This is a genomic window from Cobetia sp. AM6 (assembly GCF_009617955.1).
Taxonomy (GTDB): Bacteria; Pseudomonadota; Gammaproteobacteria; order Pseudomonadales; family Halomonadaceae; genus Cobetia; species Cobetia amphilecti.
The window spans coordinates 3,117,637-3,131,759 of the sequence record NZ_AP021868.1; the positions used below are offsets into that span (position 1 = coordinate 3,117,637).

At 55.3% G+C, this 14,123-nt stretch carries 8 protein-coding genes; 3 read left to right on the forward strand and 5 right to left on the reverse strand.

Going from position 1 to position 14,123, the window contains the following annotated elements; genetic code table 11:
• Positions 1–504: 504 nt before the first annotated feature.
• Both CLAM6_RS13115 and CLAM6_RS13120 read right to left on the reverse strand, forming a co-directional pair.
• The gene (locus CLAM6_RS13115; protein ID WP_153636340.1) at positions 505–2,835 is read right to left on the reverse strand and encodes a hypothetical protein; all 2,331 of its coding nucleotides are present in this window, start codon (positions 2,833–2,835) and stop codon (positions 505–507) included.
• Between the two features lie 1,077 nt (positions 2,836–3,912).
• The gene (locus tag CLAM6_RS13120) at positions 3,913–5,553 is read right to left on the reverse strand and encodes a tyrosine-type recombinase/integrase (RefSeq protein ID WP_172978709.1); all 1,641 of its coding nucleotides are present in this window, start codon (positions 5,551–5,553) and stop codon (positions 3,913–3,915) included.
• 625 nt (positions 5,554–6,178) lie between these two features.
• On the opposite strand from CLAM6_RS13120, the gene CLAM6_RS13125 reads away from it, so the two are divergent.
• Positions 6,179–6,631, forward strand: coding sequence for an STAS/SEC14 domain-containing protein (locus CLAM6_RS13125; protein ID WP_153636342.1), 453 nt, complete (start codon positions 6,179–6,181; stop codon positions 6,629–6,631).
• A gap of 44 nt (positions 6,632–6,675) precedes the next feature.
• Here the strand turns inward: CLAM6_RS13125 and CLAM6_RS13130 are convergent, their stop codons facing one another.
• Positions 6,676–8,109, reverse strand: coding sequence for a hypothetical protein (locus CLAM6_RS13130; protein WP_153636343.1), 1,434 nt, complete (start codon positions 8,107–8,109; stop codon positions 6,676–6,678).
• Positions 8,110–8,374: 265 nt separating this feature from the next.
• Between CLAM6_RS13130 and CLAM6_RS13135 the strand changes: the two genes are divergently transcribed.
• Together CLAM6_RS13135 and CLAM6_RS18165 are read left to right on the forward strand one after the other, a co-directional pair.
• Positions 8,375–10,105: a proline--tRNA ligase gene (locus CLAM6_RS13135; protein ID WP_043331364.1), complete on the forward strand. Its 1,731-nt coding sequence runs from the start codon at positions 8,375–8,377 to the stop codon at positions 10,103–10,105.
• A gap of 175 nt (positions 10,106–10,280) precedes the next feature.
• Positions 10,281–11,123, forward strand: a complete 843-nt coding sequence (locus tag CLAM6_RS18165; RefSeq protein WP_153636344.1) for a lytic transglycosylase domain-containing protein — start codon at positions 10,281–10,283, stop codon at positions 11,121–11,123.
• 141 nt (positions 11,124–11,264) lie between these two features.
• On the opposite strand, the gene CLAM6_RS13145 is transcribed toward CLAM6_RS18165, so the two are convergent.
• Together CLAM6_RS13145 and hslO are read right to left on the reverse strand one after the other, a co-directional pair.
• Complete coding sequence (locus CLAM6_RS13145) at positions 11,265–12,824, reverse strand: phosphoenolpyruvate carboxykinase (RefSeq protein WP_153636345.1); 1,560 nt, start codon at positions 12,822–12,824, stop codon at positions 11,265–11,267.
• A gap of 309 nt (positions 12,825–13,133) precedes the next feature.
• Positions 13,134–14,048 carry an Hsp33 family molecular chaperone HslO gene (gene hslO, locus CLAM6_RS13150; RefSeq protein ID WP_153636346.1) on the reverse strand — a complete coding sequence of 305 codons (915 nt, stop codon included), beginning with the start codon at positions 14,046–14,048 and terminating at the stop codon, positions 13,134–13,136.
• Positions 14,049–14,123 lie beyond the last annotated feature (75 nt).

Sequence of the window (14,123 nt, forward strand, 5' to 3'; positions counted from 1 at the left end):
TACACCTATTAACCGACAGCACAATATACGGTATTTACCTCTACTCTTTGCCGGCTAGATAATCAACCCTCTCAAAATTGCAGGCAAATGATATAATGCAAGCAACAACAGCGTCATAGCTAAAATTATTGTGAGTATAGTCATCTAGATCAGCTAGAAATCCCATGTAGCGTCTCAATATCGATAAATCCTCGGTGTCAACTTAGATACGATCGACTATAGAAGTTGAGAGGGAGTAAGAATTGGCCTGCAAAAACATACTCTTTCCCGCAGTATAGCCACACTAACTCCGGTACTATTGGACTTAATTTTTACAAATTTAGTGGTGGATAGCATGAACTTATCATTGCTGCTTAGTATGTATGTCTGTCTAATCACCTTCATATTCCTCCCCTTATTAAGATCCCCTCGGCACTTGGCTTTAGGGATCTCTTTACTTTAGGATTTATTAAATGATAACGATTCTTCTATGGTGAAAGGTCCCTAATGCATTGGTACCTTATTTTATTCTCCAATCTCAACCACCTTACGCTTATCTAGATATCGTAGGACACGCTCAGCTGATGCTTTTGTTACGGTGTAGGTATTCATCATCACCCCATCTACAGTACTCGTTACTCCGTCGCCTGTTAAAAGACCGAATTCACTTAAGAGTTTTTTTGCAGTACGAGTGAAGTGCTTTGCAGGAGTTTTTTTCAGTTTCTTTTTTAGGATGAGACGATTAAAGTCAACTCTACGCTCATGCAGAATCTCTCCTAATTGATTAGCATCATCTGTAGTGAAGCTTCCCATAAGGGTTTCTTTAGAGATATTAAGAGTGTCTAAAACTAAACTTAGTAATTCCCTATGTGCCAAGTAGTTGAAGCGATCACGAGAAGCGCGTTTTTTATTCTTCTCAAGTAGATTTTTTTTCTCAGCATCACTAAGAGAAAGCCTGGCGATTTCTAGATTTCTAATTTGTCCTGCAAGATCACCACGCTGCCAATCTTTAATGTGCTGCTCAGTGATATTGATAGTACCTACAGTCTTTTCTAATTCAGCACGCTCAATCTCAATGCAGGTAATAGAGTTCATTTCTCCATTTTCCTTAGCTTTCTTAATAATTTTCCTATCTGCTGATACGGCACTGAGTAATTCATTTTTATGAACCATCGATTCATACTGCGATGCGCTAGCATTAATACATTTGGCTTTATATTTTGCTACCTGATTATCTAGGCTGCCAATTGTTACCTTGAATCCGGCTAATTCCAGTGCGGTCGATAAGGAAGCAGAGATGTTATTACGAATGAAGTTACTGTCAGCTTCTATACGAGCAGCGAAGCGATCAAACTCAGTTGGCTCACCAGAATTCTTTAGCAGTATTTCTTCGGCCTTTTCTATAAGAATTTCTCTACAAGGCTTAACGCCAACGATAAATTTTGTTGCAGTGCGTTCCCTTCTTAGCATCTGAACCGCATCGCCACTAGTAATTATTCCATTGAACAAGCCATAGTGGTCAGTGAACCCGCCATCAACAATTGAGACTGAGCTAGTGATGGCCGGTGAGAACATTAAGCTTGAAAAACTGGATAGCATCTTAGTATCCTCTAGAATATCTGCATAGTTTCCAATGCTATCACTGGTAATTCCTATGACTCCTTTCACGCCCTCATTATTCGCTTCCAAAGCATGCTTGCGAACGAACGCTTTACTGTCTGTGGCAATGAAAGCTTTTCCATTATAAATTTCAGAGACTGCTGCGGCTTCGGCATCCTCGAAGTTCTCAATGACTACTTCAGCAGCTAAACTTCTTCCTGACTCGAACATTACGATTTTTTCATTCTTGCGAATACTCTTAACGTAGTCAATAACGAAGTCAGCAGTATCAGCATCAGCTATATAGATTACACGAGCACGCTTGAGTGCTTCACTTAGCTTTTCCCAAGCTGTCACTCTGTCATTTTTTCCATCGAATGCCCCTTCAGCAATATGGCGAAGTACCTGTGCGACTTCATCAATTACTAGTACATCCAGAGGAGCACAGTTAATGAATTCTTGTACCTGTGGTTTCCCAATAGAGTTGATAACGGTTTTGACTGTTTGTATTTCTGCTTCGGATCCTATGTTTATCCTTTCATAATGCGTGGCGAAAGGAATGCTTGCCTGGACGATACTGCGGCGATGAGTTACATAAAGGCCACGAGCCGCTTTATTCAAAATTGCTTCAGCTTTTTCAGTTTTCCCAAAGCCAGTGCCGGTTGCATCTATGAAGATTCCACCGTTTAGGATCTCATCGATACAAACTTCATCCTTGCTTGAGACCTTACGAACGTCCATACCTTCTCTATTAGTGACGCTTAGGGCGGCTTTGGTACGTTTTTCTATCTCAGAAAACTTCTTCTGTGCAATACCAATTATGCTCTCTGAATCAAAAGCGCTATATTGATGAATAGCTTGAGCAATATCTCCTGGACTACGGCGTACTCCATGATTACGTATGGTGGTAGTGATATACCTATAAGTATTATCCTTAGCACAATCCGTACTTGAAAGCTTGAGTTTTAAAAGCTCAATATCATCACGAGCCATAGAAGCTATATCATAGAATTCTGACTGATAGGTAAAATTGCAATTACTTTCTAGGGCAATCTGGGCTTCCTTTTTGGTGATAGCAAGTACATGAAGCTTCGCCTTGAAATTGTCCTGATAGAACCTAACCACATCCTCAAGGCTAGATGGATGTGCGGCGATATGTGCATCTTTATCATAGGCACTAGAAACGTAAATCTTTCCTTTTTCAGATATCTTTTTTATTAGAGTATGTTCTTTCTGCGTCTTGTAGATAGTCTTCATTCTTTCTCTCTCTCAGCATTATCACTATCTCAATACTATGCATAATTTTCAACCCCATTGCATCAATTTTCTTAACTTTATTTTATATACCCAATATTTTTAAAGCCGCAACAAATATTATAAAAACCTACTCTTACTATACTCTTTATCTTGCTAATTAGACCTTAGGTCTGCCGCCTAATGAAATTAATTTTACTTAATACAGATAGATTATCTATTGGTCAAACTATAGTTAAACACAATTATGTAACTACACAAACCAATAAATAGCATTAATTAATTCTCCCCCTCAGCCCACTCTCTCTCTCCTATTGGCTGATTCGGAGGTTTTATATACATGCTATATATTTAGTATAACAAATATGAAAGATTGAATCTCACATTTGAAAAATTGTTTCTATAGCCATCTATACTTCTGCCATATATCCTTCTATAGATATAGATGTTCAGTGGATTAAGAAAATTCACATAGAGCAGAAGGCGAGTGATGTCGAATACCACTTCTTCATTAAGCGCGATGAGACCATTCAAAAGGAGGGCCGATCTACCGTCAGGGAGCCCAGATACTGCACCAAAATAAAACAATTTAAAGTTCTACATGGCGGGCAGGCTTAGAGAAGGGACCAAGCAAGCTGAAGACAATTTCACTGAGGACCTGTATAGCTCTCAGATAAAGTTGATTGTGGAATTCCACATGCAGCACCCTGCTGCTGAAGTGATGGGGTATAACGGCTTCACAGGCCACGAGTCGAAAGGCTGGCGCTCCCTGAGGGATTATATGGATGGCCTAGTCAGCACAGTACAAGCCATCGACCTGGGGAGAGCATAACTGGAAAAATGGCTTTCCAAAACTTGGCTTGGGTCGTCCTAGTACGGGTAGCTAGTCAAGCTAGGCCTCTAGGCCTCTAGGCCACTGAAAAAACTACTTTGCACACAAAAGGGGCCGTGCTTCCTCAGCCCCTCATGCATCGAAACGAAAAACTACGTTTCATTGCGCTCAACTAAAAAGTTAGTTTTTGCCCGCCACACCATTGAAGTACTCATAATGGCGGGTTAATTTGGTCTCAAAGCAAGCCCCTACATCATATTGAGTATATCGAGCAGATCCTTCCCCTTCATCTCGGGCCTCTTGTGTGCAAGGACACCCAGCTTCATACACTTCTCATAAGCTTCGCGGACACCGATACCTTGGCTAGCCGCAAACTCCTCTATTTCTTTATGTAGCTGCTCTTTGATGTTAAATGGATTAGCATCAGCAGTAAATTGCTTTTCTTTCTTTTTGCGGTTGACCCCTGCATTATCAAGAATGAAGTCTGTAACGCGTTGAGACTCAGCACGCATATGAGCAATCTCTGTCCGCGTATATCCACTGGTAACATCTTGCGGCTGCTCACCGTGGTCCACTAGCTGCTTATAAATATTTATCGGTACGTCACAGGCCTCTGCACAAGTAATAAAAGTTGAGCGAAGTCCGTGTGCAGTGAAGTCGATATTGACTCGTTCCCTTATCCACCTCACCCATCTTGAGACACCTACCTCAACACCTTGATCTCCCTTAACAGTTGGGAAGATATAATCGCTTTTTTTAGCATGCCTCTCATGCATCTCTAGAATAATAGCATTAGCTTCGTTACTCAGGGGAAGCATAAAGTCTTTCTTCGCTTTCATTAAGAACTTATTGCTGCCAACTATCCACAAGGCCTTTAGCTCAGAGTCGTGCATACTGAATTTGAGGCCAGACAGCGCGCCTCCACGCATACCCGTTAATAGCATAAACTTCAGATAGGCATGAGCCACTATGTGGGACTCAACCTGCCTGTTGTGCCTATCAGGTACGTATTCCTTAAGGGCTTCAAGTGCGCCCCAGAATCTCTTCAAGTCAGCTTGTCGGATGCTCCGGTCGCTAGCCTTCCTGGTCCGGTGACCAGATCCAACTGTCTTGGTAGCTTTTAATGGGTCGCATGGGTTGTGCGTGATTATTTTCTTGGGTGGAAGATCTTCTGTCTCGTATCTTTTTTTCGCGTACAGGTACAGTTCATTGATCAGGTTCACGCATTTATCAGCGATGGCGTAGCCGCTGCCATGACTCGCATTGCCCGCCTGCACATCTTTGGGGATCTGCTCATGGAGCTTCTTGACCTCGTAGCTCGTGATGGTCGTCATGAGCTTATCAGCAAGGCCGTAACGGGCGATCTTTCTCATATGCTTACGATGAGTGTGTATCGTTGACTCCGCCAAGCCCTTGGCTCGCTCCGGCCTGACTCCTCGCTGAAATATCTTGTCTTCTAAGCACTCAGCGAGCGTGGGGCCTTCTGATGCAACCTTCTGTCGATGTGCATCCTTGGGGTGCTTCCCCTCACTAATTGCATTACGGGCCTCGATAGCGAGCTTGATAGCCTGGGCAGGGCTTATGCTGTGATAGTCAGACAGCTTGTATTTGCTCTGGCTTACACCTGGCCTTGGCCGGTAGAAGATGAGCCAGCTGGCTTGGTGCTTCCCTGTCACTCTGATGCAAATTTGGCCCATGCCCTCCCGCGTCTCTCTGTAAGTTACAGATGAGAACAGGCTGTACACAGGGTCCTTCTCTGCCAGCTCATTCTTGAGTCTTTTATGGAAATACTCGTTGAGCTCTGTGTCGATTATAGGGCTGGCAGCCACACCCACTGCACGCTCATAACCCGTAGTCGTTTGTTGGTATAGGTGTTCGTATTTCGGCAAGCTGATAGCCCCTCTAAGGTGGCGACGCCCTGTCGACAGACTGTCGCTAAGTCGTCTCATAATAGCTTCCAGAGGGAGATTTGGCGACGATATTTTATTTTTTATTTTATATAACGTCTGTCGCCAAATCGGTCATAAATGGAACTTTTTTATATTTTTCAGTGACTTACACCATACAAAATTCTAGAATCTCCCGTAGCTATCACCCTTCACCTATCAGAACGGGTTACTTAAAATCTCCTGCCTTCGGGCGTGCCGGTTCGAGTCCGGCTGGCCGTACCAGATCAAGCAAGCACCATACTGAATTCAAGAGCGCCGCTCCTCTCACGAGGGGCGGCGCTTTTTCATGTCTGTCACTTTTCATGTCTGTCACTTTTCATGTCTGATAAATTTCGAGCCTGTCACTTTTCAAACCTGAACACAGCTCCGCTCGTCATGCCTCGCGCGGCCAGACGTCGAGAGAGGTAACCGTTGCTGGCAGCTCCTCGACAGGAACAGTACCGACAATCGCCTGGCCAGACGCCAGCAAGCTGCTTACATGCGACTACACTGAAGAGGTAGCGACGCCAGCGCTGGCTTCCAGCACGGCTCGCCCAGCCAACATGCATCAGTGCAGGAGCCAAACATGCTGACACTGCTCAAGAGTCCCGCCGATCACGTTGTCGCCCTGCATCTCGCAGGACATATCGATCAGGCCTCGCTCGCCCCCATCATCAAGGAATGCGACGAACGCCTGGCGCGCCATGAGCGAATCTCGTTGCTGGTGGAGATTGAACGCTTTGGCCTGATCACACCCGCCGCCCTGCTCAATGACATCGGCTACGCCCTGCGCCACCTGGGAGACTTCGAGCGCGAAGCCATCATCAGCAAGGCCGACTGGCTGCGTCATGTCACCGAGTTCAGCAAGCATCTGGTGCGTTCCATCGAGGTGCGCCACTTCTCGCCCGACGAGCGCGAGGCTGCCTATGCCTGGGTCGCCGAGCCACCGCGTGGTGGCTCTGGCATCGGTGCTGGTGCCAATAAAGCCCCCGCCGGCCGTGATGCCCAGACCCCAGCGGCGAAACGCCAACAGGCCTGAAGCACCCGCCATCGAGTGAGCCCCCAAAACGCCCTGCCACCGCCTCATGGCAGGGTGCGCGTCTGCACCAATCCCGCCAGCAACAGCGCTCCCATCGAAACCGCCCAGAGCGTCATCGCGCGCTCCACTTCCGCTCGCTCTGCACAGCGCAGCAGCTGGAAGACCGTGACCAGGGGCAGCATGTAGCGCGTCTCGATCAGCTCACGCGTGCAGACCATCAATGCAAGCATCACCAACAGCAGGCCACCATGCCCCAGCCGCAGCGGTGCTCTCAGCCACCAGAGCGCCATGCTGGTGGTCAGCAGCATGGTCACCCACAGCCCCACCGGGTGCTCATTGAGCCATAACAGCCAGCTGTTGCGGATCGTCCAGCGCTGGAAATTGTAGTCATGCGTCACCTCAAAGCTCATCACCAGCATGACCCACACACCCGCCAGCGCCCCCAGCAGCAGAATGCCCCGCCATGGCCAGGCACCCCGGGTGCACAGACGGCATAGCAGATGCCGCTGACGCGGCAAGTCGGCCAACCACAACGGCAGAAACACCACGCCGATCACGCCCAGGTAATAGCCGAGATTGCCGGTGTGCCAACCGGCCTGATGACGCGTGGTATCGCCCATGGCAATGCCGTCGTTCCAGACGACAAACCCGATGAAGGCGGCCACTGGAATCACGGCCACCCACCACCAGCGCACGATCAGGCCCCACCAGACGGAAAGCTGACGCAACGGCGAGCGCAGCGGTGGTGCCATGCCGACAGCCTGCGACCGAACCCCTGGCTGCGCATGCGTCATGAACAGCAACAGACCGCCCCACAGCCCGAGCAGCACGATACTGTCCTGTCGCAAGCCGAGGCCGGCCAGGATCAACACCAGCAACAGCAGACGCCGCTCACACACCAGCGCGACGAGCTGCAGCGCGACCAGCACGATGATCCACGGGTCGGTATACACCAGCGCCAGATAGGGAAAGATGATCGGCAGCCATAGCCACTGCCAGCTCTGACGATTCGCCTGTTGCTGGGCGCCGCTCTCATCGAGCATGGGGTCCAGGCGCCGATAGACGCTCGGCAGCGCCCGCCAGACCATGCACGCCATGACACTGAAGCCGAGCAGCGACAGGCCCCGCACCCAGTTCACCGAGGGCATTTCAGGCCAGCGCCCGGCCATGGCGTCAGCCGCGAGGGGAAGATTGAGCCACTCCCCCAAGGTCTGGAGTGCCATCAGCGTCACCGCCATGGTGGCGTGATACAGGGTCAGGGTGGTCAGCTTGGGATGCTGGCTCCAGTCGCCGGCGAGAAACTGGCGAATCTGCGCGAAATGCACTCCCTCATCGACGAAAGGGATCGGCAGGCGAAGGCTCACCAGCCACAGGGAAACGCTCAGGCACGCCCCCAGTGCGAGCAACGCCAACCCCACCTTCAAGGGCCAACGATGTCTGGCGCGCGCGTATCCCATGCGCTGATCGAGTGACGACATATCCTTGTCTCCTTGTCAGGTCTCCCTGAGAAAGCCGTTCACGGCCCTCTCCAAAGGGAAATCCCGTGTCACCAGTATCGGCAGGCGGGCGCGGATTTTTCCAGTCTGGCCATGCACTTTGCCCCTCCAAGGCTCGCGGCAGTACAATGCGCTCAGTCTGCTTCGCTGATACGCCTGTAAAAGGCGTGCCGAAGACCTGCCTGTTCATGCTTCGCGACTGCGAAGCGTACCGATCAAAGCGACAAGTCGAGGGATCGCTGAGCCCATGCGTGCCAGTCAACTGCTGATTTCCACTCTCAAGGAAACCCCGTCCGACGCCGAAGTCGTCAGCCACCAGCTGATGCTGCGGGCCGGTTTCATCCGTCGCCTGACCTCCGGCCTCTACACCTGGATGCCACTGGGCCTGCGCACGCTGCGCAAGGTCGAGCGCATCGTGCGTGAAGAGATGGACCGCTCCGGCGCCCAGGAACTGCTGATGCCAGCCGTGCAGCCAGCCGAGCTGTGGCAGGAGTCCGGTCGCTGGGAGCAGTACGGCCCCGAGCTGCTGCGCGTCGTTGACCGTCACCAGCGCGACTACTGTGTCGGCCCGACCCACGAGGAAGTCATCACCGACCTCGCACGTCGTGAGCTGAACAGCTACAAGCAGCTGCCGGCCAACTTCTACCAGGTCCAGACCAAGTTCCGCGACGAGATTCGTCCGCGCTTCGGTGTGATGCGCTCACGCGAGTTCGTGATGAAGGATGGTTACTCCTTCCACCTGGGCGAAGAATCCCTGAAAGAGACCTATCAGGTGATGTACGACACCTACGTGCGCATCTTCACGCGCCTGGGTCTCGACTTCCGTCCCGTCATCGCCGACAACGGCTCCATCGGTGGCACCGGCTCCCACGAATTCCACGTGCTGGCCGCCTCCGGTGAAGACGCCATCGCCTTCTCCACCGGCTCCGATTTCGCCGCCAACATCGAGAAGTGTGAAGCGCTGCCGGCACCGCTGGGCGAGACGCCTGAGCGCGCGGCACCGACCCAGGAGATGCAGCTGGTCGACACGCCGAACGCCAAGACCATCGCCGCGCTGGTCGAACAGCACGGCCTGGACATCAAGAAGACCGTCAAGACGCTGATCGTCAAGGCGGCCGAAGGCGTCGAAGGTGGTCTGATCGCACTGATGGTGCGTGGCGACCACGAGCTGAACGAGATCAAGGCCGAGCACCTGCCGCAGGTCGCCGAGCCGCTGACCATGGCCAGCGACGAGGAAGTGCGCGCCGCCGTCGGTGCTGGTTTCGGCTCCCTCGGTCCGGTCGGCCTCGAGATGCCGATCATCATCGATCGCAGCGTCGCGCTGATGAGCGATTTCGGTGCCGGTGCCAACATCGAAGGCAAGCACCACTTCGGCCTCAACTGGGAGCGCGATCTGCCGCTGCCGGAAATCGCTGATATCCGTAACGTCGTCGCCGGTGATCCGTCACCGGACGGCCAGGGCGTGATCGACATCGCACGCGGTATCGAGGTGGGTCACATCTTCCAGCTCGGCACCAAGTACTCCGAAGCCATGAACGCCACCGTGCTCGACGAGAACGGCAAGGCGCAGCCGCTGTCCATGGGCTGCTACGGCATCGGCGTGACCCGCGTGGTCGCCGCTGCCATCGAGCAGGGCAACGACAAGGGCGGCATCGTGCTGCCGGAAGCCATCGCGCCCTTCCAGGTCGCCATCGTGCCGATGAACGCCCACAAGTCCGTGCGCGTCAGCGAGACTGCCGAGCGCGTCTATCAGGAGCTGACCGCCGCCGGTTACGACGTGCTGCTGGATGATCGTGATCTGCGCCCGGGCAACAAGTTCGCCGACGGCGAGCTGCTGGGCATTCCGCATCGCCTGGTGATCGGTGACCGCGGTCTCGACAATGGCGAGTACGAGTACAAGGGTCGCACCGATGGCGAAGCGACCATGATCGCCGTCGACAGCCTGCTGGACTTCCTGGCCGAGCGCAGCGCGAGCTGAACTCGAGCAGCCTGAGCCACTGGCTCACGGCTGACGCTATCGCAGTACCCAAGACAGCCCGCTCCTCTTCTCGAGGGGCGGGCTGTCTCGTTATCTGCCTTCCTAGAACATCCCATTACCGTCAACGCCGCGGTAACGGCATAATGGCGCCATGACTGATAAGCAGGGACTGCGCATGACCATCTCATCGATTTCCCCTTCAGCGCCGCCCGCAAAAGGCGCTGCAGGTGACACCCCACTTCGCCGCCTGCGCCCGTGGCTGGCCGCTGTCCTGCTGACGTTGAGCGCCGCGTCTACCGGACTGACAAGCCCCCCTGTGCAGGCCGCCGCCGCTATCCCCGAGCATGGGCTATCGCCGGGGCTGCGTGACAGCCTGCGCGAGGCCTTGGCCGAGCCCGAGGCCTTCGAGGACCCCATCGATGCCCTGCACTGGGTATTGAGCATGCAGCAGCGTCTGGAGCGCTACATGCCCGACCGCGCCGCGCGCATCGACCTGCTGCGCAAGGTGCGCCGCGAAGCGACGCGCACAGGCCTGGCGCCGGAGCTGATCCTGTCCGTCATCCAGGTCGAGAGCGCCTTCAAACCCACCGCGGTCTCCCACGCAGGTGCCCGCGGCCTGATGCAGGTCATGCCGTTCTGGAAGCGTGAGATCGGCGAGCCCGACGACAATCTGCTCGATCAGGACACCAGCCTGCGTTACGGCGCCACCATCCTTGCCCACTACCTCAAGCGCGAGAAAGGCGACATCACCGATGCGCTGGCACGCTACAACGGCAGCCTCGGCAAGACCTGGTACCCGGAGCGGGTGATGCGCGCCTGGACCACCCGCTGGTGGTATCAGGCGCCGGCACCCTTCGTCGCCGAACGCACGCCCGAAGGCCTTGTCGACACCGCTGACGAAGACGCGTCACGACGCGCCGAGACCAGCAGCACTGAGCCAGGCCAGGAACCGCTCGCCGCCGAGGACACCTTCGACGGCCCTGCCAACCGCTCGCTGGCCGCCGGCGGCAGCCCCTGACAGGCCCGACAGCGCCTGACAGACCCGACAGCAGGTGATGACAGCAGCTGTTGACGAGAAAAGCAGCAGACACGAAAAAGCCTCGCCCGGAACACCGGGCGAGGCTTTTTGCTTACCGCTTGCGATCAATCCCGCTGATCGTCAGACCAGGGTCGGGCCTGCCGCGATGATCGCCTCATCCACGCCGGCGAACTTCTTGAAGTTCTCGACGAACTTGGCTGACAGGTCACGCGCCTTGCTGTCGTAGGCGGCGCGGTCTTCCCAGGTCTCACGCGGGTCGAGCAGGCTGGAATCGACGCCCGGCACGCGTACCGGCACATCCAGGTTGAGCACGTCGATGTGACGCGTCTCGATGTCCGCCAGCGCACCGTTCTGGATCGCGCTGATGATGCCGCGCGTGGTCGGGATGGAGAAGCGTGAGCCGCCCTCACCGTAGGAGCCACCGGTCCAGCCGGTGTTGACCAGGTAGACGCGTGAGCCGAAGGCATCGATGCGCTTGATCAGCAGGTCGGCGTATTCACGTGCCGGACGCGGGAAGAACGGCGCGCCGAAGCAGGTGGAGAAGGTGGCTTCGAGACCGGCGGTGGAGCCCATCTCGGTAGAGCCGACCTTGGCGGTGTAGCCGGACAGGAAGTGGTAGGCCGCGGCCTGCTTGCTGAGCACGGACACCGGCGGCAGCACGCCGGACATGTCGCAGGTCAGGAAGACGATGGCATTCGGCTCGCCGGCACGGTTTTCCGGCACGCGCTTCTCGATGTGCTCCAGCGGGTAGGCGGCACGCGAGTTCTGGCTCAGACTGTCATCGCCGTAATCCGCGCCACGACGATCATCCAGCACCACGTTTTCCAGCACGGCACCGAACTTGATCGCGTTCCAGATCACCGGCTCGTTCTTCTGGGACAGGTCGATGCACTTGGCGTAGCAGCCGCCTTCGATGTTGAAGACGGTGCCTTCGCCCCAGCCATGCTCGTCATCACCGATCAGGTAACGCGCCGGGTCGGCGGACAGGGTGGTCTTGCCGGTGCCGGACAGGCCGAAGAACAGCGTGGTCTCGCCGTCGTCACCGACGTTGGCGGAGCAGTGCATCGGCAGCACGTCCTTTTCCGGCAGCAGGAAGTTCTGCACCGAGAACATGGCCTTCTTCATCTCACCGGCGTAACGCATGCCCGCCAGCAGGACGCGGCGACGCGCGAAGTTGATCAGCACGACGCCGTCGGAGTTGGTGCCATCACGCTGTGGCTCGCAGGTGAAGTGCGGCGCGTTGAGGATGGTCCACTCGCTCTTGTCCTTGGCATTGAAGCTGTCCGGACGCACGAACATGGTACGCGCGAACAGGTTGTGCCAGGCCGTCTCGGTGGTCACGCGGATCGGCAGGTAGTGCTCGAGGTCAGCGCCGACATGCAGCTCGGAGACGAAGCTGTCGCGCTCGCCGAGGTAGTCCTCGACGCGTTCCCACAGGGCGTCGAAACGCTCCGGGCTGAACGGGCGATTGACGCTGCCCCAGTCGATGGCGTCCGAGGTGGACGGCTCGTCGACGATGAAGCGGTCGTTCGGGGAGCGTCCGCTACGGGCGCCCGTCTCCACGACCAGCGCGCCGTTGTCGGCCAGACGTCCTTCGCCGCGAGCCACTGCCAGCTCGATCAGCTCTGCGCTGCTGAGATTGGTGTGAGTGGTCACCGCACTGTCTTGATGCTTGCTCATTCGCGTCTCCGCGGCTCAGGGCCGCCCTCTCTCTTGATGGCTGAAGCCAGATGCCCGAGGTACATGCCACAGGCTTATTTTGTGATCGATCGTTGCTGCCCGATCGCGCATGACGGCATGCCATGACACCGTCGATACCACCAGCACAGGGCATCCAGCCCTGTGCTGGCAAGGCATTATGGCAAAAAGGGTGTCGGGCGGAAACGCCCATTGTTGCAACACTTTGGCGCAGTCGCCGTCGCCTGACGGACGACGATATGTCAGACAATCATCATCCCCGTGGCCAGCCGCCGGCGCGTCGGGAAATGCTCAATGCACGACGGGGCTTTCGGCGTCAGGATCTTCGATGATCGTTTCCACTTCCGCGGCACTGAAGGAATAGCGGGTATGGCAGAAGTGACACTGGGTGGCCAGCTCGCCCTGCTCGGCGACGATCTGACGCAGCTCGTCGGCGGCGATGCTGTGCAGGGCAGCGCCCAGACGCTCGCGCGAACAAGTGCAGCCGAAACGCAGCGCCTTGGGTTCATAGATGCGCACGGTTTCTTCGTGATAGAGACGATGCAGCACTTCCTGCTGGTCCAGCGTCAGCAGCTCCTCGGCCTTGAGGGTCTCGGCCAGATGCACGACGCGCTCCCAGGCATCCGGGTCCTTGTTGGCGTCATCGTTGGGCAGCTGCTGCAGCATCACGCCGCCGGTGCGCTTGCCATCGGCCATCAGCCACAGGCGGGTCGGCAGCTGCTCTGACTGGCTGAAGTAGCTCTCCAGACAACCGGCGAGGCTGTCCTGATCGATGGCCACGATGCCCTGATAGCGCTTGCCTTCACGCGGGTCGAGGGTGATCACGATCTGCCCCTGGCCGACCAGCTCCTGCAGGCTGGACTCTTCCGTCGGCAACACCGCTTCATCGCTGAGGCGTGCGATGGCGCGCAGCTCACCGCCGGGGTTCGACTCGGCCATCAGCTGGCGCACGACACCGGTGCCGCGCACTTCCAGCGTCATGGTGCCATCGAGCTTGATGGTCTCGGTCAGCAGCGCCACGGCCGCCAGCATCTCGCCCAGCTGGCGCGAGATGGCCTGCGGGTAGGAGTGACGATCGAGCACCTCGGCGTAGGCCTTGTCGAGTGTGACGATCTCGCCACGCACGTTGGTGGCATCGAACAGGAAGCGCTGGATCTGATCGAAGCTCGGCGCGGCCGCATCGTCAGTGGAATGGGAATCTTGCATGTCGTGTTCGCTCATTGAGGGACCTCAAGGCAGGCGTGAAGGGAGAGCGCACAAGCGCTCCCATGTCAGGCCGCC

Excerpts from the sequence above, each read along its gene's own strand:
- CLAM6_RS13115 (WP_153636340.1), bottom strand. The coding sequence starts at position 2,835 with ATGAAGACTATCTACAAGACGCAGAAAGAACATACTCTAATAAAAAAG.
- CLAM6_RS13125 (WP_153636342.1), top strand. The coding sequence starts at position 6,179 with ATGCTGACACTGCTCAAGAGTCCCGCCGATCACGTTGTCGCCCTGCAT.
- CLAM6_RS13130 (WP_153636343.1), bottom strand. The coding sequence starts at position 8,109 with ATGTCGTCACTCGATCAGCGCATGGGATACGCGCGCGCCAGACATCGT.
- CLAM6_RS13135 (WP_043331364.1), top strand. The coding sequence starts at position 8,375 with ATGCGTGCCAGTCAACTGCTGATTTCCACTCTCAAGGAAACCCCGTCC.
- CLAM6_RS18165 (WP_153636344.1), top strand. The coding sequence starts at position 10,281 with ATGACCATCTCATCGATTTCCCCTTCAGCGCCGCCCGCAAAAGGCGCT.
- CLAM6_RS13145 (WP_153636345.1), bottom strand. The coding sequence starts at position 12,824 with ATGAGCAAGCATCAAGACAGTGCGGTGACCACTCACACCAATCTCAGC.
- hslO (WP_153636346.1), bottom strand. The coding sequence starts at position 14,048 with ATGCAAGATTCCCATTCCACTGACGATGCGGCCGCGCCGAGCTTCGAT.